The 23856-nt window shown below is 60.6% G+C and carries 20 protein-coding genes; 11 read left to right on the top strand and 9 right to left on the bottom strand.

The features are described from left to right. Positions 1 to 66 precede the first annotated feature (66 nt). Together arcA and arcD are read right to left on the bottom strand one after the other, a co-directional pair. Positions 67 to 1323: an arginine deiminase gene (gene arcA, locus U5A52_RS40715; protein ID WP_415774132.1), complete on the bottom strand. Its 1257-nt coding sequence runs from the start codon at positions 1321 to 1323 to the stop codon at positions 67 to 69. Positions 1324 to 1339: 16 nt separating this feature from the next. After that, positions 1340 to 2821 carry an arginine-ornithine antiporter gene (gene arcD / locus U5A52_RS40710; protein ID WP_321939896.1) on the bottom strand — a complete coding sequence of 494 codons (1482 nt, stop codon included), beginning with the start codon at positions 2819 to 2821 and terminating at the stop codon, positions 1340 to 1342. 481 nt (positions 2822 to 3302) lie between these two features. Here arcD and U5A52_RS40705 point away from each other — a divergent pair, with 481 nt between their 5' ends. The 3 genes from U5A52_RS40705 (at position 3303) to U5A52_RS40695 (ending at position 6407) form a co-directional block, all read left to right on the top strand. Next, positions 3303 to 4664, top strand: a complete 1362-nt coding sequence (locus U5A52_RS40705) for a hypothetical protein (RefSeq protein ID WP_321939895.1) — start codon at positions 3303 to 3305, stop codon at positions 4662 to 4664. A 196-nt stretch (positions 4665 to 4860) separates the two neighbouring features. Beyond that, positions 4861 to 5253: a hypothetical protein gene (locus tag U5A52_RS40700; protein ID WP_321939894.1), complete on the top strand. Its 393-nt coding sequence runs from the start codon at positions 4861 to 4863 to the stop codon at positions 5251 to 5253. Between the two features lie 242 nt (positions 5254 to 5495). Continuing rightward, entirely contained in the window at positions 5496 to 6407 is a 912-nt protein-coding gene (locus U5A52_RS40695) for a transporter (RefSeq protein WP_321939892.1), read from the top strand. A 69-nt stretch (positions 6408 to 6476) separates the two neighbouring features. On the opposite strand, the gene U5A52_RS40690 is transcribed toward U5A52_RS40695, so the two are convergent. From U5A52_RS40690 to U5A52_RS40680, 3 genes are all read right to left on the bottom strand, one after another. Beyond that, entirely contained in the window at positions 6477 to 8276 is a 1800-nt protein-coding gene (locus tag U5A52_RS40690; RefSeq protein WP_321939890.1) for a SulP family inorganic anion transporter, read from the bottom strand. 160 nt (positions 8277 to 8436) lie between these two features. Then, positions 8437 to 9858, bottom strand: a complete 1422-nt coding sequence (locus tag U5A52_RS40685; protein WP_321939889.1) for a DUF2252 domain-containing protein — start codon at positions 9856 to 9858, stop codon at positions 8437 to 8439. Positions 9859 to 10810: 952 nt separating this feature from the next. Beyond that, positions 10811 to 12322 carry a DUF2254 domain-containing protein gene (locus U5A52_RS40680; RefSeq protein WP_321939888.1) on the bottom strand — a complete coding sequence of 504 codons (1512 nt, stop codon included), beginning with the start codon at positions 12320 to 12322 and terminating at the stop codon, positions 10811 to 10813. Positions 12323 to 12428: 106 nt separating this feature from the next. On the opposite strand from U5A52_RS40680, the gene U5A52_RS40675 reads away from it, so the two are divergent. The 3 genes from U5A52_RS40675 to U5A52_RS40665 all read left to right on the top strand — a co-directional run bounded on the left by U5A52_RS40675 (position 12429) and on the right by U5A52_RS40665 (position 14815). Then, positions 12429 to 12590 carry a hypothetical protein gene (locus tag U5A52_RS40675; RefSeq protein WP_321939886.1) on the top strand — a complete coding sequence of 54 codons (162 nt, stop codon included), beginning with the start codon at positions 12429 to 12431 and terminating at the stop codon, positions 12588 to 12590. 269 nt (positions 12591 to 12859) lie between these two features. Next, on the top strand, positions 12860 to 13231 hold the full coding sequence (locus U5A52_RS40670; RefSeq protein WP_321939884.1) for a hypothetical protein: 372 nt from the start codon (positions 12860 to 12862) through the stop codon (positions 13229 to 13231). Between the two features lie 570 nt (positions 13232 to 13801). Beyond that, a complete protein-coding gene (locus U5A52_RS40665; RefSeq protein ID WP_321939881.1) occupies positions 13802 to 14815 on the top strand; it encodes a hypothetical protein in 1014 nt (337 codons plus the stop codon). Positions 14816 to 14934: 119 nt separating this feature from the next. Here U5A52_RS40665 and U5A52_RS40660 read toward each other — a convergent pair whose 3' ends face one another. The 4 genes from U5A52_RS40660 to U5A52_RS40645 form a co-directional block, all read right to left on the bottom strand. Next, positions 14935 to 15633 carry a response regulator transcription factor gene (locus U5A52_RS40660; RefSeq protein ID WP_321939879.1) on the bottom strand — a complete coding sequence of 233 codons (699 nt, stop codon included), beginning with the start codon at positions 15631 to 15633 and terminating at the stop codon, positions 14935 to 14937. 281 nt (positions 15634 to 15914) lie between these two features. Then, positions 15915 to 18164, bottom strand: coding sequence for a putrescine-ornithine antiporter (potE, locus tag U5A52_RS40655; RefSeq protein ID WP_321939878.1), 2250 nt, complete (start codon positions 18162 to 18164; stop codon positions 15915 to 15917). 9 nt (positions 18165 to 18173) lie between these two features. Then, positions 18174 to 18314 carry a hypothetical protein gene (locus U5A52_RS40650; RefSeq protein ID WP_321939876.1) on the bottom strand — a complete coding sequence of 47 codons (141 nt, stop codon included), beginning with the start codon at positions 18312 to 18314 and terminating at the stop codon, positions 18174 to 18176. 783 nt (positions 18315 to 19097) lie between these two features. Then, complete coding sequence (locus U5A52_RS40645; RefSeq protein ID WP_321939874.1) at positions 19098 to 19553, bottom strand: universal stress protein; 456 nt, start codon at positions 19551 to 19553, stop codon at positions 19098 to 19100. 244 nt (positions 19554 to 19797) lie between these two features. Here U5A52_RS40645 and acs point away from each other — a divergent pair, with 244 nt between their 5' ends. From acs to U5A52_RS40620, 5 genes are read left to right on the top strand one after another with little or no spacing between them, the layout of a single operon-like run. After that, positions 19798 to 21774, top strand: a complete 1977-nt coding sequence (acs, locus tag U5A52_RS40640) for an acetate--CoA ligase (protein WP_321939872.1) — start codon at positions 19798 to 19800, stop codon at positions 21772 to 21774. Between the two features lie 16 nt (positions 21775 to 21790). After that, positions 21791 to 22387 (top strand): acetate uptake transporter, encoded by a 597-nt coding sequence (locus U5A52_RS40635; RefSeq protein ID WP_321939870.1) that lies wholly within the window; start codon positions 21791 to 21793, stop codon positions 22385 to 22387. Positions 22388 to 22425: 38 nt separating this feature from the next. Continuing rightward, complete coding sequence (locus U5A52_RS40630) at positions 22426 to 22629, top strand: cold-shock protein (RefSeq protein ID WP_321939869.1); 204 nt, start codon at positions 22426 to 22428, stop codon at positions 22627 to 22629. 16 nt (positions 22630 to 22645) lie between these two features. Continuing rightward, complete coding sequence (locus U5A52_RS40625) at positions 22646 to 23296, top strand: nitroreductase family protein (protein ID WP_321939868.1); 651 nt, start codon at positions 22646 to 22648, stop codon at positions 23294 to 23296. Positions 23297 to 23346: 50 nt separating this feature from the next. After that, positions 23347 to 23790 (top strand): hypothetical protein, encoded by a 444-nt coding sequence (locus U5A52_RS40620; RefSeq protein ID WP_321939866.1) that lies wholly within the window; start codon positions 23347 to 23349, stop codon positions 23788 to 23790. Positions 23791 to 23856: the final 66 nt, after the last annotated feature.

The following is a 23856-nucleotide window of genomic DNA, read 5'->3' as shown; positions in this document are numbered from 1 at the left end:
TTGCGGGGCGTAGTGCAGCGATGCCCCGCATCGGTGTAATTTTGGGCCCTGGCTTGCGCGGGGCGCTCAGTACTCGACGGGGTCGCGGATCAGCGGGCAGGTCATACAGTGGCCGCCTCCGCGGCCACGTCCGAGTTCGCTCGCAGTGATCGTGATGACCTCCACGCCGGCCTTGCGCAGCAGGGTGTTCGTGTAGGTATTGCGGTCGTAGCCGATGACGACGCCGGGTTCGACGCAGACGACGTTGTTGCCGTCGTCCCATTGCTCGCGCTCAGCGGCGAAGCTGTTGCCGCCCGTCTCCACGACACGAAGTTTTCGGAGGCCGAGCGCTTCACCCACAACGTCGATGAAGGGTTTGTCCTCGCGGCGGATGTTCAGCTTGGCGGAGGAGGACTCGTCAGGGCGCACCGTGAACGGAACGATCTCGTTGACGACCTCCGGGAATACGGTGACGAGATCGCGATCGCAGAAGCTGAACACCGTGTCGAGGTGCATCGCTGCGCGCGACTTGGGGAGTCCGGCGACGATAATGCGCTCAACCGCGCCCTTCGCGAACAGGCTCTGCGCGAGTTCGCCGATCGCTTGCCGTGAGGTGCGCTCGCCCATGCCGATGAGCAGCACGCCGTTGCCAACGGGCATCACGTCGCCGCCTTCCAGTGTCGCCGCGCCGTGATCCTTGTCCGGATCACCGTACCAAACCTCAAACTCGCGCCCCGCGAAGTCGGGGTGGAACTTGTAGATTGACGTGGTCAGCAGCGTCTCCTGCCGGCGCGCCGGCCAGTACATCGGGTTCAGGCTGACGCCGCCATAGATCCAGCATGTCGTGTCGCGCGTGAACAGTGTGTTTGGAAGCGGCGGCAGCACGAAGCTGGAATGGCCGAGATACTGCCGGTACGCCTTCAGAACGCTCGCCTGGTCGGTGTCTGGAATGTCCTCGGCGACCACGCCACCGATCAGGAACTCGGCCTGCCTGCGCGGCTCGAGTTCCTCCAGCCAGGCCCGCACCTCCCCCGCCAGACCCACGCCGACCGTATCCGGACGAATCTTCCGGTCGAGGATCCACTTCAGCGCATCGGGGTTGCGCACCGTTTCTGTCAGCAGGTTGTGCATCTCGACGACTTCCACGCCGCGCTCACGCATCTTCGTGACGAAGTCGAAATGATCGCGCTTGGCCTGGCTGATCCAGAGAACGTCGTCGAACAGCAGTTCGTCGCAGTTGCTGGGCGTCAAGCGTTGGTGAGCGAGACCCGGCGAGCAGACCATCACCTTGCGTAGCTTGCCCGCTTCGGAATGAACGCCAAATCTGACTGTCTCCGTGCCCATCATGTTTCTCCTGAAATCACAGAGTGAGGAAGCCCTGGTAAAGGCCGGATGCCGCGAACAATGCACCGATCACGACAGCAATGAAGACGAGTTTCTCGAGGTTCGTGAAGACGGGCTGGCCAGCTTCGCGCTTGGCTCTCGCGAACAGCAGTACGCCAGGCGCATAAAGGAGTGCCGACAGCAGCACATACTTGAGCCCGCCGGCGTAGAGCAGCCAGACGGCGTAGACCACCGAGATCGCCGCGATCACGAGATCCTTGCTCCGCTCCTTCGATTGGTTCTCGTAGGTTTCGCCACGCCAGGCGACGAGGAGCGCGTATGCGGCGGACCAAAAATACGGCAGCAGGATCATCGACGTCGCCAGATAAATCAGCGACAGGTAGGTTCCCTTCGAAAAGAGCGTGATGAGCAGGAACAGCTGCGTGAGCCCATTCGTCATCCAGAGCGCGTTCACTGGGACATGCTTCGCGTTTTCCTTGCGCACGAACTTCGGCATCGTGCTGTCGCGCGCGGCGGAGAAGATGATTTCCGCGCACAGGAGCACCCATGAAAGTAACGCTCCGAGGAGGGAGATGACCAGGCCGATGCTGATCAGCACCGCGCCCCAGTGGCCGACGACACGTTCCAGCACGCCCGCCATCGACGGGTTTGGCAACCCAGAGAGCTGTGACTGGGTCATGATACCGAGCGACAGGACGTTCACGAGCACGAGGACGAGCAGGACGCCAGCAAACCCGGCAACGGTCGCCTTACCGACATCGGTGCGCTTCTCGGCGCGCGCAGAGAAGATGCTGGCGCCCTCGATCCCGATAAACACCCACACCGTCACCAGCATCATGTTGCGGACCTGGTTCGTGACGCTACCGAGCTTGGGGTTGTTCAGGCCGAAAAAGTCGCTCGTGAAGATATTCGCCTTGAAAGCGAGGGCGCAGATCACGATGAACACGACGATCGGTACGATCTTGGCGATCGTCGTGACGAGGTTGACGAAGGCTGCCTCCTTGATGCCCTGGAGCACGAGGAAATGCACGCCCCACAGCAGCACTGATGCGCAGATGATGGAGATTGGCGTATTACCTTCGCCGAAGATCGGGAAGAAGTAGCCGAACGTGCTGAAGAGCAGCACAAAGTAGCCGACGTTGCCAAGCCAGGCGCTGATCCAGTATCCCCAGGCCGACGAAAAGCCCATGTAGTCGCCAAAGCCCTCCTTGGCGTAGACATAGACGCCACCGTCGAGTTCGGGCTTGCGGTTCGCGAGAGTCTGGAAGACGAACGCGAGAGTCAGCATGCCGACGGCCGTAATGGCCCAACCAACCAATACAGCGCACGCATCGGCGCTGACCGCCATGTTCTGCGGCAAAGAGAAGATGCCACCGCCAATCATGGACCCTACGACGAGCGCGGTTAGCGCGCCGAGGCGCAGTTTCGGGGCAGGAGCCGGTGCGACGGCGGACTCGGTCGCCGCAGTGGATCCAGTCGAAGGCACAGAATCGGACATGAGAGGTCTCCTTCAATCCGAGGACAGGAGCGCGCCGGATCGCCGCGTGAGATGGATTGTTTTACCTGTCACGACTCTGCAACTGTTCGATGACCGGGGGCGCGCACAAATCAAGGTTCCGAACGGCGGCCAGGCCATTGAAACGCTCGACACTTCAGCAAGATAGGGTCCTGTCTGGCCGCCCAAGATACGATTTGAAGAGACCTACCGACGAAACCCATTCATTTAATACTGTCAGAATGCGACGCCGATTTTGATCGAAGTCAAAGATCAGCGAGGGTGCATGCGGCAGCGTTCTCAAGGTAAGCAGTTGGACAAATGCGGGCGCACCTTGGGCTTCGGCGTTGGCCTGGAACCTTTACGCGCGAGCGGCTTAGGCCGGGACGCCGATGGCTCGCTCGTTCGCAGGTTGCCTTGTCGCTGAGATGTGCGAGCAGGTGGTTCAGTAGCCGGATTCGCTCGGCGCATGGATGGCGCCAATATGACCTATATCAATTTTTTCGACGCATTCGGCCCTACGATGAACCTCACATCGAAGGGTGAGTGTGTGCGACTACTGACCCGCCGCGGTGGAACTCACTGTATGGGGCACCAAACCATGAATTACCACCTTAGTTTGGGTCCACGGAAGACTGACCGTACTCCACCCTCTGCGGACGAGATCCTGCAGGACACGCAGAATTTTTCGCTGGTTTTGGGCGGTCCACTCTATCAGCTTCTGCGCCGGGCGCACGTGACCGACGACGCGCTGGAGTTAGTGCGCCAGCGGGTGCTGGTCATCTCGCTCGTGGCATGGCTGCCTTTACTGGTCCTATCCGCATTGGAGGGCCATCTGTTAAGTCGCAGTGTGGCCATACCATTCCTGCTAGATCTGGAAGTTCACATCCGCTTCCTTGTAGCGGTGCCCGTATTGATCATCGCCGAACTTGTCGTGCATCGGCGCCTGCGTCCGATCGCTCGCGCATTCCTCGATCGAAAGATTATTCCGGAGGCTTCAGCAACACGATTCGATGAGGCCATCAGATCAGCATTCCGGCTACGTAACTCAGTTGCCGCTGAGCTACTGATGCTCGCATTCGTGTACGGCGTGGGTGTTTTCGTTATATGGCGCCAGTACACCGCGCTACAAACGACGGCGACATGGTATGCCGTACCCACGCCCGGCGGCTTAACGCTCTCTCTCGCCGGATTCTGGTATGCCTATTTGAGCGTGCCGATATTCCAGTTCTTGTTGATCCGCTGGTATTTCCGATTGTTCATCTGGATGCGGTTTCTTTGGCAGGTATCGCGTATCGAACTGAGCCTGGTACCCACTCATCCTGATCGCGTCGGCGGCCTGGGATTCCTTGCCAACACTGTCTACGCGTTCACGGCCCTGCTTGTCGCGCACGGTGCGATGCTCGCTGCCCAGTTCGCCAACCGCATTTTCTTCGCGGGTGCCGTACTCACCGAATTCAAGGTTGAGACGGGCGCAATGGTCCTCTTCCTGCTCTGCCTGGTCTTTGGCCCATTGCTGGTTTTTGCACCTCAGTTGGCACAGGCGAAGCGGACAGGCTTGAACGAATACGGCGCGCTGGCCGAACGTTACGTGCGTGAGTTCGACGCCAAATGGCTGCGGGGCGGCTCCTCTGCGGGCGAGGCCTTGGTGGGCAGCGGCGACATCCAGTCCCTGGCAGATCTCGCGAACAGCTTCGATGTGGTCCGGTCAATGCGTATCGCACCCGTTACCAGGGACGCCGTCGTGCGTCTCGCAGTAGCCGTTATTGTTCCTATCGTGCCGCTGGCACTCACAATGATGTCGCTGGAAGACCTGCTCAAGAAATTGTTCGGGCTGTTGCTATAGGAGCTGGCGTTGCTTGCCGCGGAAAAATCGCCGATCCATTTTCTGCAGCGACCGCAACGAGCGATTTCCCGGCTCGGATAACAACCGATACCGGACATTGCAGCTTCACCAGCACCTCCGTCGGCCATACACGTTTTGCAAGCGGGAATCTGGCGGCATTTCAGTAACGGCGACTCGACGAGTCCGAGGAGAATACATGCTGCGGAACGCCATGATCCTGGGTGTTCTGGCGGGCGTCTTCGCCGGTGGACATGCAGCCACCTGGCAGGCTGTTTATACGGCACCTACCGGGACGATATGGATTGACCGGGACACTCTTTCGGTCGAGCCGCCGCTCGTTTACGTCCGGCTTCGGATTTCCCTTGCCAAGCCGAGTAACCCCGGGGACGTCTTCTACGACAGACGCGATGTACGGTTGATTTTTCAGTGTGCTACCTGGCAATACTCGATGATTTCCGATACTAAATGGCTTCATGGAAAACTGATGAAACGTTGGGAGGGCGACACAGAATATGTCGATCTTGATCCCGACAGTTTATGGTCGGAGGCAGCCAAAACGCTGTGCAAGCAGACCTCCCTCCGCCGGTAAGTCTGCGACGACACCCGGTCGCGCGCCAGCGAACAGGGCTGACCCTGTACAGGTTAGGACTCAAGCGCCTTTCAATTCCCTCCACCACACGGCTTTCATATGGGGCTACCGCCGGGCAATCGGACCAAAGTCCTATTCATCGCGGCGAACGGCCCTGTTACGCTGGGACGTGACCTTGCAGGCCAACCGTACGAAGCACGCCGCGCGCACTGCGCGTTGGCGACACGCCGGATTGAACCGCCATGAGCAGGCGATCCGCTAGCTGCTGCTGCGCCGCGGCATTGCTCTGGCGAGCGAGTGCATCGCAAGCGCAAGAGCTGGAACCGCGAACCTACTCACCCTCTCCGGTTGGCACGAACTTCGTCGTTGCGGGCTACTCGCACGTGAGCGGCGACGTCCTTACCGACCCGTCACTACCGATCAGCGGCGTCAGCGCGCAAATCAACAACTTCGTGCTTGGCTACGTCCATACGTTCGCACTGGCGGGCCGCACGGCGTCTATCGGGCTTGGTGTACCTTTCGTGAACGGCGACCTGAGTGGACTTGTCATTGATGCGCCAACTACCGTTCATCGCGCCGGCATCGGCGACATGCAGATACGCTTTGCACTCAACCTGATTGGCAATCCCGCGCTTTCCCCGGAAGATTTCGCGAAGGCGCTCCCAAGCACCGCGCTCGGGACGAGCCTCATAATCCAGGCACCGACTGGCCAGTACGTTCCCTCGCACCTTGTCAACGTAGGCAACCACCGCTGGGCGTTCAAACCTGAGCTCGGGTTTTCACAACCATGGGGGAACTGGTTCTTCGACGCTTCGGTCGGTGCCTGGTTCTTCACGAACAACACGAACTACTTTAATGGGCACGACAAGAGCCAGGCGCTGCTCACAGTCACGCAACTGCACGGCGGATACAGCTTCCGGCCAGGATTCTGGCTTGCCGTCGACCTCGGTTACGCACTGGGAGGCAACACGAGCGTCGATGGAGTGCCGAACGGCAGTCGGCAGGCCAACGTGCGCGGCGGCGTCACGCTCGCGGTGCCGCTCGGGCGCGGCTTGTCGGCCAAGTTCGCATACTCGCGCGGCTTCGTAACGCGCGCGGCGGGCAATTTCCAGACCGTAACGGTTGCTCTGCAGTATCGCTGGTTCGATCATTGACCGCTGCGTCTTTAATCTGCTGCCGGACAATGAACCTCGTGCAGCGCGCAATAGAAAATCTCGCGCCAACTATCCGCTTTCGCGGTGGGCACCGGGACCCGGCCGCGCTCCCGGCACCGGACCGACGGTATCGATGCCCGCCGTATCCATTTCGCGCAAGTAAGTCTCGATCGCGTCGTCCACCGAGATCCGTCGGCTAATGTCGCCAACGAGTTCCTCCAGCCCTTCTGCGCGTAACATATCGCGCGCGCTGCCATGCGCAGCCACGATGCGCAGCCGCCTTCCTGCACCGACCAGGTCCGTGTGCAAAGTCGCCAGCATCCTGGCGCCTGCGATGTCCACCGCGGGAGAGTTCGAGAGATCCAGTATCACCAGCTTCACGGGCCAGGTCGCCGACAGGATTCTCGCCGTAATCGCGGTGCGCACGTGGTCGGCGTTGAAGTAAAGCAGCGACGCCTCGACGCGGAACATCAGCACACCGGGAATCTGCTCGTTATCGGCGTGGCGCTCGATATCCGAATAGCGGTGCGTGTCGGGAATGCGTCCAAGAACTGCCACGTGTGGATGGGCGGCACGCCTGATTAGCAGAAGCATTGAGGCCAGCACAGCGAAGATCACGCCTTTGAGAATTCCCAGCAACAGGACCGCAATGAATGCGACCATCGACACCATGAACTCGTAGCGGCTGACCCGCCAGAGGTGACGCAATTCCCGAATGTCAATGAGGCCCTTCACGGCCACAAGCACGATGGCTGCCAGTACGACGTTGGGCAGGTTGGTCAGCAGGCCTGTGAGGAACATCAGGCACAGTCCAATAGCGATTGAAGCAAATACCAGCGCGAGCGGCGTCTTTGCGCCCGCCTTGTCGTTGACCGACGATTGGGACAGCCCCCCCGCGACGGGATACCCCTGGAACAAGCCTGCGGCGAGGTTCGCCGCGCCGAGCCCTAGTAGTTCCTGACGCGGATCAATTTCGTAGCCGTTCTTCTGCGCGATTGCGCGAGCGGCCGATACGCTTTCCACGTACGACAACAGCAGACAGGCAAACGCCAATGGAACAATGCCGTCGACGTCCCGAACGCGCAGCGAGGGCAGGTGAAAAACCGGGAGGCCGCGTGGCAATGCTCCGACGACCTTGAATCCCATGGCACCCAACGGTGTCCGCGATAGCAGAACGATGGAAAGCGCGACCACGAACAACGCGACTGGGCGCCCCGGCAGAAGCTTTTCCCCAAGAATCAAAAGGGCTAGCGCGCCGATCCCGAAAGCAAGTACAACGAGCTGTGTGTCAGGAAGCTGCCCGATCAGGATCGAGATTCGTTCGAAGAACTGCTCTCCCCCTCCTTTGACTCCGAAAAGCTTCGGCAACTGGGTCAGCGCTATGGTCAGTGCAGCGCCTGCCTTGAAGCCAAGCAGGATTGTTTCACTAATGAAGTTGACGAGCGAGCTTAGCCGCAGAATCCAGCCGATCAGGCACATGGCTGCGATAAGGATCGCCGTCAATGCGGCAATGGAGGCGAACCGCCCGGGATCGCCGCCTGCCATGTCCACGACTGTAACCCCCACGAGCATCGAAATCGCCGAAGTCGGCCCAATGGCCAGTTGGCGGGAGGTGCCAAACAGTGCGTAGAAGATGCCGCCGACCAGATAGCAGTAAATGCCATACTGGGCTGGCAACCCAGCGAGCGTCGCATATGCAAGCGATACGGGTATTCCATACGCAGCCAGGGTGACCCCGGCGACGAGATCGGATGAAAGCCACGGCAACCTGTAATCCGGCAGCCATTGCGCCGGCACGAGTATCGCGCGCCAGCCCCTGGTGGGCGCAGTTGCTTCGGTGCCCGCCGCGGGCACATGTTCTTCATCCACCACGCTCTCCTCATGGGGATCCGGACCGGATGTGGTACCTCTGATTCGCGGCACGTTCGCCCCGTGCAGCCTTCGCACAGGTCGCGCTCTCCGCCTCGTCGTCTCGACTTCGTTTCGGGGCACGTGCGAGCGTGTATATCAGGCAGGCACCGCCTCCCGCCTATTGCTCTCTCGCCGCCTGGATCTGCCCTTCCCGGATCAACTGAATGAACGCACGATAGTCGAGCCGGTTTTGTGCACGGTATTCCATTGCGAATTCGCCGATCGCATCGTCGAAGGTCTGACCTGAACCCATGTAGCCCGCCATCATTGCCGCATCGCCCGAGCGCGCATGAGCACGCGCCAGGGCGTGTGCACACATGCGTGCATACTGTCTGAGCATGCCCGTGTCGAGATCCTCGATGACGACGGACAGCTTCATGTCTCGAAGCTGCCGGATATAAAAGTCCCGCCCGTTCTTTCCGCGAGTCCACCCCAGAAAAACATCACTCGCGGACTGCATGACCCGCTGCCCGGCAACGACACGCTCTCCGTGATTCGCATGCAGGCTCTTGCCTGCGTATGGCTCGAGCACTGATGCCCTTGCCTCCTTGACCTGCAGGAACAGCGGATCGTTGTCGGATGCCATGAACAGACCGACGCCGCACATTGTTCCGACACTCCCGACCCCGACAACCTTCATCGCCAGATCGACAAAATGGAAACGGTCGAACAGGCTCCGTACGTGTTCGGGGAGGCTCTGCCGATAGGATGCAATGGCCTCCGAGTAACCGGACGCAAGGCCTGGCGCAAATTCTCCAGTGGGATGGAACATGAGAGGTGGCTCATCCTTGATGCGTGGGTGTTCTCCCTCCTCCGAGACAAGTTTCGGATACAGATGATCCGGAACGGTCTTTTGGCGTTCGGTTTCGATTCGCTGCGCAAACCGCTTGCGCGCCGCCTCGACGATCTCGGGATCTCCCGTGCGGTCCTGATATTTTTGCAGATCGATCCTGTCATACCAGATGTCGAGCATACGCATGGATGCATAGTCGTGCATATGCTCCCTGTACTCCCGCACAAGATCGACGGCGATGCGTGCGGTATCGCTGGATGGCAACTCCAGATGCTGGCCAGCAATCGCCACGCTCGCTGCGAGACGCTTCAGATCCCACTCGAACGGAGCAGGCAGCGTCTCGTCGAGATCGTTGATGTCGAAGATTACGTTGCGCTCTGGAGTCGCAAAACCACCAAAATTCATCAGGTGCGCGTCGCCACAAGCCTGGACACGGATGCCACTCGTAGGCGTTTCCGCGAGATCGGCTGCCATGATGGCAGCAGCACCGCGATAGAAGGCAAACGGCGACGCCGCCATCCGGCCGTAGCGGATCGGTATCAGATGTGGAAGTCGGCCTTCACTGGACTCATTCAGAATTTCAATCATATTGCGGCGGTTCGCAGGCGCTTCCCATCCTGCCTGCGATGAGCGTGGGACCGAATCACGGATAATTCGTCCGTCTGATGAGCGTTCGTCTGGCGTGCGGTAAGTGTCTTTTTTTTCCGCTGTCGCACTTGCGACCTTGCGTGAAACGGCTTTGTCCATGTCTCCACCTCGCTACTACGGCTTTTTCACTAATACGTTGCGGCAATGGCACACGCTCCGGGTATCTGGAAACGCCGACACACCATTCGCCGAACCCTGAATAGCGTTCGTATGAAGATGAAGAGGACTACCGCTTGCCGGAACGCTCAGGTAATTAAATTCAAGATAAGCGGGTGGCCACCCCTGATATTGACGCAGGTCAACCTGCCTCGTCTGACCAGCAGCCTCGATATCTGCGCTGCACATCCCGCGAGATCTGAATGGCAATGCGCATCGCGGGCCGACAAGTCCGCTTCGCCCGTGCTCCGTGAACGCATAGACAAGGGATTCACAATGGGGCAGGCCCTCGGCTCTTCGCTGTCCTTGCATCGCGTTGAAGCCATAGCAGCTGTTGTGCGGACTGATCGCGATGATCGCCAGGCACCCTGCGAGGTCCGACCCAGACGGTGACATTGCAGGCCTCGCCCAACAAGCTTTCTGCGGGACTTAGCATTGGCGACAGCGTCAGGGATCGACTATGTCGAAGCGACTGCCATCGAAATCGAGCGGGACGGCGGACCGTTGCGTTGGCGCGATGAGCGCCAGCGCACGAAACGTGCCATACGCCCCGCGTCCCGCCTTCCCGCCTCGGGCTAAGGGCCCTTTTCGACAGACGATACAGCGCTCTCCGTGATCGGCTCCGGGATGAAGTCGAGCGCCTTGCGCGATGGCGCGTTGACACATGACAGCATTCAAGAGGGCATCGCGCGTCGAGATCACCCCTGTCCGAATTCAATTCGGCTCTAGATCCCTCGTGTGTCCACGTGCTTCCGCCGCCCTTCAACAGGAGCGGCCGTTGATATCCCACATCGTGTCTCCCGAACGCCGCGACGCCTCGCATCCAGTTGGCGCTGGTCTCGCAGTTACAGGCTGCCGCGCGTGCGGCGTCGCCTGTTGCGAGGCAACCAGCGCTTTAACGTTTTGCACTCCCGTCGCTAACGCCTGACTGCCGATCCTGGGGCATGCTGACAACGTGTCGTGGCCGGCTTCTGGCGCTGGACGCGACAGACGAACCACCGATCCCCTGCGTGTCCCCGATGCGCGCCAATAGCGCATCTTCCTTCAAGATCTTCTCGCACTCGATCGCTGCATCAAGTAGGTCCAGCTCGCGGCGCAATGCGGCGCGGTGTGATACGGGAAGCGTGATCGTGAGGTTATCGATCATGGCGCGCAGGCGCCGGTCGATCTGGATGCTTCCGGCTCCAGCGATGCGGATCTCCCTGAAGCAGATATGAACATAGTCCTCCCAGTCGGGTGTGTAGAACGCCACACGAGGTTGGCCGCCCCGGTCGTAAATCTCCCGATTAGCCAGCGACCGTTTCCCGACCATCCGCAGCAGCCTGTGCAACTGATCGATCGCAAGCACGGCAGTCGTCGGGTCGTTGATGGCAGGCGAAAGCGCTTTCAGCGCAATGTCTACCTCGATGCGAAACGCGAACATGGGATCCTGCTCCATCGTCCGCTCCGAGCCGAGCGCGACGAGGCTCTGCAACCGACGATCACTCAACGCCCCGGAATTGCCATACAGATAGAATAGTGGCTCGTCGGTTGCTACGAAATCTCCCACCTGTACCGCAAATTCAATAAAGCAGTCGGCACGCTGCGCCTCCAGAACAAGCCCCGGCAGATTGACCGCTAGAACGACACCGGATCTACCGTGAAGGATGACTACACGATTAGGCGGCTCGCGCTTCGTCCGTGCTTTGTCCACTTCCGCTACTGCGGCATCGTCAGACGATGTGGACTCCTCCTGATCGGGTAGCTGATCGGGGTACACATTGCGGATCACAGTGAACCCCTGCTCGGCGACGCGGCACACGAGACTCACCGGCCTCAGTAGGCGAGCCGAATAGTCGATCAGTAGGATGAAGGCGACGAGTGAAGCGAGCCCGATCGCGGTCGCAAGGGCCACCTGCAATTGTGGTATGACGTCGCTCTGCCCAATTTCGATCATTGTTCTGTGGGTCCAGAGCATCGAGAAGACGAAGAGTCCCACCACCCAGCGGATCACGTTATTGCGAAGCAACGTCGTTGCGATGATCCGAGGCGTATATTGCCCGCCCGCAATCTGGATCGCGACGAGCAAGGAACTGAACGTGAATACCAGACATGACAGGTTGAGCGTAAAGATGCGGTCAAGTATTGCGTGAGCTTCCTCAGCGCTCACTGAGAGGAAGCCGTTCTGGGTATCATACCCATGCGCTTTGACCAGCCACTCGCCGAGCGCAACGGCAACGCGTTTGAGGACCATGGCAGCGATGACTGCGACGAGCGGTACGATCCAAAGCGAAGAGCGCACGTGACTGACCAGACTGTATCGTCGATTCCATCCCATTTCTCTCCCCCAAGCAGCCCGGAACCACGCAATGGCTTCCGGACCGCGTTCGCGCCTCGAGCGTGCCTGTGCAGTCAAATGCGCTTTCATGGGTGGCGCCGAGGTGAAACGTCATCCAGATAGACCTGCATCACTATGGCTTGTCAGTTGCTGGTGCCACAGTTCGTGTTACCGGCAACTTGAACTAGACTCGCAAATGCGCCCTCGCCAGTTGATTCACGTCAACCTGGAGATACCCGGTCGAATCCGGGAAACCGTGGTCGACGACAAAAATGACGAGGTGAATGAAGATCGCATCCGCATGTTCGCGGTCGATGCGGCGCCCGGTCGTCCTGTTACGCTGACGACGCAAAATTGACTTATATCAAAAGAATGCCCCTTGCAAAGCCTAGGCTGTCATTCATACACACCAGACAAACAGACCCGCAACTGGGGGCGCGATCGCTGAAGGCAGGGCACTACCTTAAGCTTTACCGGCCCCTTCTATTCACCTGTATGAATCGAGCGGTCTGTGGCCGAGCGCTTTCCAATGCTAACGCACTGTTCCGATCAGATAGCGCAGGCGAAATGGAACGTCTGACGGAGGTCCATCATTGATGACCTTACGTCTTCGGAGGAGTGAAGTCCATGAATCAGCCTTCAATCTGGATCACACCGCCCGTACTGACTCACGGAACGGACGTGTGGTTCTCCGCATACGGGTTCGGGTGGGGATATCGAGCCTTCTCGATCTCTTATGAATCCGTCTGCACAGCGCTTGGCGCGGCTGACCTCACGGAGGAGCAGATCCGCCTTGCCTTCCAGCTAGGGAAACAGACGCTTCTGCGTGCAATCCTGCAAAACGATTTCCAGCTTTACGGAGGGCAACGCATCTGGCTTCCACTTGAAGCGTCGATTCGTCCGACGGCGCCCGGTCAGCATGAAACCCCGTCAACCACCGATTGCGATGAATCCAGCGACCCGCCTGCGCCAGCACGCGCGATCTCGCATGCCGCATGACCGGCGAACATCGGTGATTTTCGGCGGAAGCCAACGCGATTCCTAAGCACACGCTGCCGCCCCGGAAATGTGCTCCTCCGGCTGGCGCAACCGCTCCTCTAATCCGGGACGGCAGGCCGCAAACGATGCTTCACGGCGGCGAGCCGATGAGGCGATTGGCCCAGGTAGTTTGATCGGCTCGCGAAGACCGCCTGGTCGAACGGGAATTTTGACATACGTCAATTGAACACCGGGGTGCGGCGGTACGTTAGATCTAGGTCGCGCTTGTCAGGTGGGGGGCGACGTGCCTGCGACACGCGCACGCGGATCAGCACCTGACTTCTCACGCCAAGGGTGCCAACTTCATGGATTTCGTTTTGCTCGCCGCTATATTTCTTGCGTCGGCCGGATTGCTCGTCCACACTGCCGTGGCGCCGACGCCGCCGACTGCTATTGCGCCAGCGCCGGCTTCGAGTCCCGGAGAGGGCCAGGCCACGGTTCCGCTGTCAGGTCACCAAATGCCCAGGAGTTCAAAGTTGCCACCAGCGACGGATTCCGGACACAACGGTAATTCCTTGTGAGGAGTGACAAATGGGGGTCCTTGCCTGGCTGTCGAGCCTGAAGCAGCCGCAACGCGCGCATGGAGAAAGTGCGCGCCTCGACGAAATGGTCGAACGCGCTATCGCGGTCAATCCGCGCCTGCGATTCGCGCGGCGCCACAAGGAACGCCTCGGCGACGCCGTTGCCGTATCGCTCGACTATATCGACGCACTGATCGGCGCGTTGCCTCCATCGCATGAGGCGAATTCGGCTGCGTGGTCTACTGATCCGCTGATCCGCGCACTTTTTGCCACGCCGGACGACCTGGCCAAATTATTCAGTCGTTCGGAAGAACTGCGCGACTTCTTCGCCCAAAACCCGGCCCTTTCGCACGCGTATGCAACGCTTGGTATGGCGATGTACGAACGCCACGTACTGGGCGTGGCGCTCGAGGGAGAGATGGTCCGCCAGGACGTCCCCCAGACGAAACTTTGCTTCAGCGACCATCGCGTCATCATCTGCGGTCAGACAGAAACTGATCTCCGCGACGAAATTGCGCGCCGGCTGGTGGACCAGCTGGCACTCGAAGGGTTAGCCCGACTGGCTATTGACCGCCGTGATCTCATCACGAAAGGACGCGCGCTGCTGGAGGCACGCGTGGCCTTGCTCGAACGCCAGGGTGTCGGCATCCGCGCAGTGCTGGGAGAAGGCCCGGACGCCAGTGCCGACGAACTGGCCAGGCTAAAGGTTCAGATTGACGACAACGCCCGCAATCTGGCTGCGCTTCGGGTCCCCACTGAAGCGATCGAACTCGAGTTGGACCGTGTCTGCGAAGTCTATTTGCATCCCGCCGATTATTTATACATCGATACACGCCGCGTTCGCCTTGACCTGATGAACGTGGTGAGGCAGGACGTTACCCAGGGGAGCCGCGAGATCGAATTTCGGGTTGCCCGCATTCCTGGCGACCCACCCCGAACGCGCGCCTTCGCACTTGTCCGCTACTCCCGTGCGGAACTCCTTCCCGGCGGCCTGGACATCGACGCTGTAATGCGAGCACTGTGACTACATAACGCCGCCCACCAGGTAGAGGGGAGACACTGAATTCGCATCACTACAGCGTCGGCGGGTGCCGGGTTCGCGCTATCTTCGATGGCCTGAATTTTGTGAAGGAGGATCGCGGATCAGTCTTTGTGCGGACCTGAAGGCTGCATGTGCCCTGATGGCAGAGATGGCAGGTCCGGTGCATAGAATCCGGCAGTCGCGCAGAGTCGCACGAGTTCGGCGAGCGACCTCACCTTCATTTTCGTCATCACACGCGCCCGGTGAATCTTGATGGTTTTCTCCGCCGCGCCCAACTCGTCGGCAACGAGTTTGTTCGGCCACCCTTTCACCACAAGCGCCATGACCTCGCGTTCGCGCGGCGTCAGTGTTCCGACGCGGTGCTCAACCTCCGCGTGCCATTCTCGCTGCTCGAACAGATGCCCGGCTTGTTCCAGCGCGCGTACCGTGGCACTGAACAGTACGTCCGCATCGATCGGCTTGGCCAGAAAATCTGACGCCCCTGCCTTCATCGCTTCGACTGCCGTGTTCATGTCGCCGTGTGCGGAAATAAGCACGATCGGCACGACGCCATTGAGCCGGCGCTGCAGTTCGATGCCGTTCAGTTCAGGTAGCTGTAAATCGAGAAGCAGGCATGCTGGCGCACTCGCCAGATCCGCATGCTCCAGGAATGCGCTGGCACTCTCAAATGCCTGCACCGTATAGTCGCTCGATCGCAGCAGGCGGCAAAACGCATTGCGAACATGTTCGTCGTCATCTACAACGAACACGATAGAGGTTGGTGTCCTCATGGTCATCAACACGTAGGTGTCTTCCCGCACACGGTCTCCTCTGCGGGGTCGAGGTTGGACGTTAGCCCGCCTTCGGCGTTTCGCGGTCCGCAACCGGCAGAAGTCCGCCATATGAGTTGGCATGCCGCCAACGCGGTATCGAAGAGGACTCCTGGCATCCGGCCCACGCGCTCGAGCAGTCTTTTCTGGGAGATTTCATGATCGACGTGACCTTGATGGTATTCAATCGCTCCGGGAATCGGCTGGATATAACGTCGCCAGTCTGGCATGGCGTGGCGCGTCGAAGGGCGACGTTGCCGAACGGGAGATGTTCATTCCGGAAGCGCGCTCGCGCGGAAGAAGTTCCACGTATCGGCTTCGGGCTCGCCGAAATACCTTGCGTATAACGCGTGGAACTCCGCAGAGGCGTAGAGGCGACTTAGCGTCCGGTCGACGAGGAGGCGCAGCGTGTCGTCGTCTCGAGCCATCCCGATTGCCACTGGGAGATACGAGAAATGGCGATCGAGCACGATGAGTTCGCCTGACGCCGGACTGTTGCGCATCGCCGCCAACAACAGCGCGCGCTCTCCGAAGAAGACACTCGACTGTCGGCCGACGACTCGCTGCACCCCGGCCTGAACACTGGGAACGGGTACGACGGTCGCAGGAATCTCGAGTTGGGCAAGCTTGCCGGCGAGCCAACGTTCAGAGGGGCCGCCGGACAATACCGAAACAGTTTGTTGCGACACGAGCTGCGCGGGTGATGCGCGCCAGAGGGGACGGGAGGAGCTGATGCCAGAGAGTATCTCCTTGAGACCTGTCGGCGCATCCGTGCGCAGAATCGCACCAATACCCCCCTCATAGACCGGAATCGAGAACGACTTCCCCTGCCTTCCGGCCAGGTTGTCGAGGTCGCCGCACAGCAGGTCGATCCGGTGTTGCTGTATGGCGCGCGTGCGGTCTCCGAACTTGAGGCTCACCCAGTTGACCTTCAGCGCGGAAAGTCCCAGGTCGCTCTTGATCTGCGCGGCAATCTCCTCACACAGCGCGATCGTGTAGCCCGTCACGTGGCCGGCGTTGTCGACAAACGAGAACGGTTTGGAGTCTTCGACATAGCCAAGGTTGACGGTGCCAGACTGCTTGATCCGCTGCAGGGTTCCGGTCGGCGAAGTATCGTTGGCCCGGGCAGGCCGCGGAGCCAGTCCGGCCAGTCCAGCGAGAGCGACCAAGGCAACGATCATGGCGGTCGTGGCACTGGAGGCCGCGCGCCCAGCCGTCGAACGCGAGGGACGCGCGGCCACGAAGCCGTAGATCGCGTAGCCCACTGCCATAACGAGCATTCCACCGAGCACGGCGTCCTTGCCGGACGCGTAGATCGCATACACGGAGTAAGCGATCGCAACGACCGCCACGAGAGCGTTGAACTTGTACTTGCTGGCCTCGGTGCCCGAACTGCGCATCATGACGAACAGCGCCGACAGTGAGATGATGTATGGCAGGACGTTGGTGACGACAGCGAGGTTGACGAGCGCCGCGAACTGTTCACTGAGGTTCGGCGAAATCGTGGACAGCGCCATCAACGATTGCACGACTCCCATAATGACCATACCGGCAATTGGCGCGCCCGCGCCCGTGGCCTTGCTGAAGATCGACGGGAACATGTTGCTGTCGGCGGCATCCTTCGCGGTCTGCGCCAGCGTGAACTGCCAGCCGAGCAGGGACCCAACGCATGCCATTGCCGCGAGCGCCATCACGATCTGGCCAATCGCCGGGTTGAACATGTGCGCAAACGCGAGCCCGAACGGCCCGGTGGACTTTGCGAGGTCGGCATTGGGCACGATTCCCTGGATCACGGCGGTCGAGAGTACGTAGATCACTGCGGCGCCCAGCGTGCCAAACATGCAGGCGAGCGGGACGTCGCGCTTCGGATTCTCGACCGCCGAGGAGTTCTGCACCGCCGATTCCATGCCGAGGAACGCCCACAGCGTGAGCGAGATGCTCGAACCCATGCCTTCGACGATGCGCAGTCCCTGCGGGTTCCACGCAGCTGTGAAGGTTGAGCCACGGAACCAGAACCAGCCGAAAAACGACATGAAGCCGACGGGAAGAATGACGCCCCACACGGTCACCGAGCCTATTCGCCCGGTGATCTTCGGTCCACCGAAGTTCGCAGCGGTAGTCAGCCACAACAGACCAATCACGCCGAGGCACGTGGCGATCGGCGACGACGTCAGAACAGGAAAGAACGCGGCGAGATAGCCGAGCGCCGAGCTTGCGACTGCAACGTTGGCGATGGCAATCGACAGGAAGTACAGAAAGAACACCTGGAAGTACCCGTCCTTGCCGTAGGCATCCTCCGCGTACGCCGCCATACCGCCCGCCCGCTGGTTAAGCAGCCCGGCTTCGGCGAAGCCATACGCAATCGCCAGCGATCCGATTGCTGTCACCAGCCACGAAAGCAGCGAGATGGCTCCGACCTTCGCCATGTTGGTCGGCAGCATGATGATGCCGGAACCCATCATATTTACAGTGACAATGAACGTCAGCTGGACGACATTCATCTTTCTGGGTTGGTCAGCCATGGTTCGCCCCTAGGTGACGTTCGCTGCCGCGAATTCGTCGCGCAACGCCTTCATTTGCGGATCGTGCCGATCGACGATCGCGACCACCGTGAGCAGCTTCTGGTATGGAATCGGGATGGTCGGGGCCTTTACAGAGGGACCGATTATCACCCTGCTCCTTGCCGCAATTGCGCTTTCATTCAAGCACCGTCCAACGTAACGTGATTGATCTGTGTCAGTGCCGTGGCTCTTCTTTCGACGGCTGTAATTCGCTGTGCCGATCAACGCTTAAGCGGAGCTGCCGGTCCTCGCAGGCCCTCATTGGCGCAGCGTCCAGACGCGCGCCTGGAAAGGGACATCATCTTGCGCAATTGGGCAACGGGTGTGCGTGGATTCAAACCTGGAAACGAAGAGGCCGCAGGCACACTGCTGGAATCGCTCACGGTCCTGCCTCGACGTATCCATTACCAACGCGGCCAAGTCGGTGTCAGCGGTACCTGTTTCGGCAGCATCCCCTATCATCTTGTGCGAAAACACAGTCCCATGGCGGGGTGCGCTTGCACAGGCGGAAATACGTACCATGAGCCATCAGCATGACGGAAGAAGATGATGGATCGCGGCGCGGTTGCCGCACCACCTTCCATGCGGACGTAGCGCAGGTGCAACGACGCGATATGACCGAATTTCGTCACGTATCCTGGCGCCGAAGGCGTCGGAGCAAGCCACTTGTCTACAAGTGAACGTAAAGATGTCCGCTGCTCGTTCATCGCCATCTCCTTCCATTTTTTCGGCTGACTTGCGGCACACAGCCACGCGTCGATCCGATGGCTGCAGTATGGTCCGCGTCCGCAAGCAATCCAATGAGCGCCCTCCGAGATTGTTGTAGGAATAACGGAACTATGCGTAAGCGATGGGCTACGGCCGCCGCGGCAACCGCGTAAGAAAATGCCGGCGCTAGCCGCGCACGACCAGCACCGGACACGACGATATTCGGAGGAACCCCTCGGCGACACTGCCCAGCACCGCCCTGCCCACGCCATGCCTGCCGTGCGTACCCATGACGACAAGATCCGCTTCCTGCATTCTTGCGCAGCGCTGCAGGCATTCCGGGATCGAGTCAGATTTCCCAAGCGTCTCGCAAATCTCCATCGAGGCGGGCACTTTACGGTCTTTCATCGCCCGCCGCACTTCTTCGAGCGCGAGGCGGCCGTCCTCGTTCAGCACCCTGCCGAGCGCTTCGGGATCGAAGTAGCCGGAGTATGGCGCCAGGCCCCATTTATGCACGACATACACCGCATGCACCCGCGCGTGAGCGACTGCTGCGAGCGCGACTGCTTCCTCCGTGGCGCGGCGGGCAGATTCACTACCGTCGACTGCCAGCAGAATCTTTCGATAAACGGGCCTAGCCATTTGACAGTCTCCCTGGCGCACGTCGTGTCATGACGACCCACTCAACCTACGCAACGGGCTCCGCTTGCAACTGATCTCAGTCAATTGATTGTGAATCGATGGCGCGATGGCGACTGCTTTTACGTACCCCAATTTCTCGTTGATCTGAATCAACCGCCTTTACCGCCGAGGCCCGAGACTGAAGCCGCACGACACAAGAGACGCTTGTCTTGATTGCCAACCGTATTGCGCATGCGAGGAGACCATGTCCCAACCCGAACCGACGCCCACTGGCATCGCTCCATCCCCGATTCCCTTGCTGAAGGGCGCCGCCATCGACGGCATGCCGGCTTATCAAGCGCTCGTTGACGAAGCTCGACGCGACCCCGACGCGTTCTGGGCACGTCTCGCGCGCGAGCACCTCGAGTGGAAGCGGCCATTTACGCGTACGCTCGATGTATCGAACGCGCCGTTCTTCAAGTGGTTCGACGACGGACTGCTCAATGCCTCATACAACTGTTTGGACCGGCACGTGGCGAACGGCGGTGCCGAACGCACCGCTCTGATTTTCGAAGCCGACGACGGCAAGGTCACGGCCCTTACATATGCCGAACTGCTCGAGCGCGTGTGCCGGGTCGCGAACGCGCTGCGCGCACGCGGCGTGCGGCGCGGCGATTGCGTGATGATCTATCTGCCCATGTCGGTTGAAGGCGTGGTCGCGATGCAGGCATGCGCGCGCATCGGCGCGCCGCATTCCGTCGTCTTTGGTGGCTTTTCCGCGAAGTCGCTGCATGAACGCATGGCGGACGTCGGAGCCTGCGTGCTCATCACCGCCGATGAGCAGGTGCGCGGCGGCCGCCATCTGCCACTCAAGGCAATCGCCGATGAAGCGCTCGCAATGGGGGGCAAAGAAAACGTGCATACCGTGGTCGTCTATCAGCGCACGGGCGGCCCGATCCCTTGGCATGCGCAGCGTGACGTCTGGTTGCACGAGATCGAGCAAGCGCAACCGGCCTGGTGCGAGCCCGAGTGGGTTGACGCGGAGCATCCGCTCTTCATCCTCTACACCTCTGGCTCTACAGGCACTCCCAAGGGCGTGCAGCACAGCACGGGCGGCTATCTGCTGTGGGCGGCGCTCACGATGAAGTGGACTTTCGATATCCGGGCGTCGGATGTGTTCTGGTGTACGGCCGACATTGGCTGGATCACAGGCCATAGCTATATCTGCTACGGCCCGACCGCAGCGGGCGCCACCCAGGTGATTTTCGAAGGCGTACCGACCTGGCCAGACGCCGGGCGCTTCTGGCAGATGATCGAGCGCCACAAGGTCTCGATCTTCTATACGGCGCCCACCGCCATCCGCTCGCTCATCAAGGCGACCGACAACGAACCGCGCGTGCATCCGTCACGCTATGACCTGAACTCGCTGCGCCTGCTCGGCACCGTGGGCGAGCCGATCAACCCGGAGGCGTGGCGTTGGTTCGCCGCACAGGTAGGCGGCAACCGCTGTCCCGTGCTGGACACGTTCTGGCAAACCGAGACGGGAGGCCACATGATCGCGCCGCTTCCCGGTGTCACGCCGCTGGTGGCGGGTTCGTGCACCCTGCCGTTGCCCGGTATCGAGGCGGCGATCGTCGACGAATCCGGAAACGACGTACCGAATGGCAACGGTGGCCTGCTCGTGATCAAACAGCCTTGGCCCTCGATGCTGCGCACGATCTGGGGCAACCCGGCGCGCTATCGCGCCGGCTACTTTCCGGAAGAACTTGGCGGGAAGCTCTACCTCGCAGGCGACGGTGCGATTCGCGATGCCCAAACCGGCTATTTCACGATCACGGGCCGCGTGGACGATGTGCTCAACGTCTCCGGCCACCGCATGGGCACGATGGAGATCGAATCCGCGCTCGCCGCCCACCCGGAGGTCGCCGAGGCCGCCGTGGTAGGCCGGCCGGACGCAACGACGGGCGAAGCCATCGTCGCCTTTGTGGTGCTCAAAGGCGCGCGCCCCGTTGACGGTGAGGTACAGCGCATTGCCGAAGCACTTCGCACCTGGGTGGGTCACGAGATCGGTCCGATCGCCAAGCCGCGCGAAATCCGTTTCGGCGACGCGATGCCGAAAACACGTTCCGGCAAGATCGTGCGCCGCCTGCTTCGCTCGGTTGCGAAGGGCGAAGCCGTAGATCAGGACACCTCGACGGTCGAAAACCCGGGCGTCATCGCGCAATTCAGCAAGGCAGCATGAACAGGAGCTACTCCTCATGAAAACTACCGCCCCCAACCCCGCATCGCTCGGCCTCGCCGGATTCGCCCTCACCACGTGGCTGCTCAGCATGATCAACGCCGGATGGTTCAGCGGCGACGCGCTGGGCCTCGTGCTCGCCTGTGCCCTTGCATTTGGCGGCTCCGCGCAGGCGATCGCGGGACTCATCGAAATCCCGCGTGGCAACACGTTCGGCGCAACGGCATTCATCGCCTATGGCGCGTTCTGGTGGTCGTTGGCGCTGTACCTCATGTTCCTGCACGAGCATGTCGTGCCGGCGTTCGTCGGCTGGTATCTGCTGCTTTGGGGCGTCTTCACGTTTTACATGTGGATCGCGACCTGGCGCGCCTCGCGGACTCTGCAACTCCTCTTCGTCGCGCTGTGGATCACATTCTTCCTGCTGGCCGCAAGCGAATGGACGGGTTCGCTCCTGATCCATCACGTGGGAGGGTATGCCGGGCTGATTACCGCGCTCGTCGCGTTCTACCTGTCCGCCGCGGAAATCATCAACGAGACCCACGGCCGCAGCGTCCTGCCGACAGGCGCACCGGCCAGTGCGAATGCGGGCGAGCTTGCCGGTGCACGCACCGCGTGAATGAGATCCCCCTCAACCGGAAAAAGCGTGGAATCGACATGAAAACCGGCACCGTGAAATGGTTCAACGACGCCAAGTGCTTCGGCTTCATCATGCCGGACGACGGTGGCGAAGATGTGTTCGTGCACTACTCGTCAATCAGTGCAGAGGGGTTTTGCTCGCTGCAGGAGAAGCAGCGCGTGAGTTTCAGAGAAACCAACGGTCCCAAAGGCAAGCAAGCCATCGAAGTCCACACGATTTGAGTGCATGGAGAACATCATGACCGAACTTCAACGCATCGAGTACGAACCGTCGCTGCTATTGCCCCCGTCGCCGGCAAGCGGCGAGTCGCAGGAGTTCATCACCCTGCCGCGCCCTCGCCTCGACGCGGGCGCGCCCCTCATGACGGCGCTGGCCCGGCGCAAAAGCACGCGCGCCTATTCCGAGACGGCCATGACGCTCGACACGCTCGGCGAACTGCTCTGGGCCGCCGACGGAATCAACCGCCCCGAGACCGGCGGCCACACCGCGCCATCGGCACACGGCTTCAACGAGATCGATATTTACGCTGCGCTCCCGCTTGGTGTGTATCGTTACGAGCCTGCGCTGCACCATCTCGTGCTCAAGCATCGCGTCGACGCGCGCAACATGACCGGTTATCAGGACTTCGTGGCGAAGGCGCCGCTCGACCTCGTATATGTGCTGCGAGGCTCGCAGGTTCTCGACACACCGCCGCAGCAACGCGAACTTTTCGCTGGGATAGCGGCGGGTGCGATCTGCCAGAACGTTTCGCTTTACTGTGCGTCCGAGGGACTTGCCACGGTAGTGCGAGGCTGGATCAATCGCAGGCTGCTCGCCGACGCGCTGCGTCTGAACGAGGACGAGATACCCCTCCTCGCGCAAACGGTCGGCAGGCCCCCAGCGACCTGATCCGCAAACTGGATCGAAGCGAAACGGCGTAAGCCGGAAAGGACACAACGATGATGACACGCGTCGATTTGAGCGCCGTCCAACACGCTTATCGGCTTTGTTATGTCTGCACGCCCTGGGCATGGTTCACGCGCATTCCACTTGACCAGCAATGGGGCGAGCACTGGGAACGAACGCCGTACACGCGCGAGGCCGGTCTGCCCTACTCCGACGCGCCCGACCAGATCCTCAAGGTCGCCTTCGACGCGCCGATGTTGGACCCGGAAACGGGAGAGCACGCTCACCCGTACAGCGTGCAGGAGCTCAACGCGAAAGCAGCGCCGTGGCTGCGCACCGAGAGCTATCTCTGCGGCCCGCCCATTCACATCATGGCGGGTGTAACGCTGCAGCGGTTTACGGAACTGGTCGAACTCGCAGGAGGAGTCGTCTACGCTCCGCTAGGCTGGGGCGAACTCCCCAGGCTGCAAATGGCGACGAACGCTGAACGGGTGTGACGTGATTCGGAGCCCCGCCGCCACCGTTGCCGCAACGGCGCAAAAAACCAGTCGGGTTCGATTGAA

Source organism: Paraburkholderia sp. J8-2, assembly GCF_905220195.1.
Lineage (GTDB): Bacteria > Pseudomonadota > Gammaproteobacteria > Burkholderiales > Burkholderiaceae > Paraburkholderia.
This window is presented reverse-complemented; position numbering and strand designations above follow the sequence as displayed.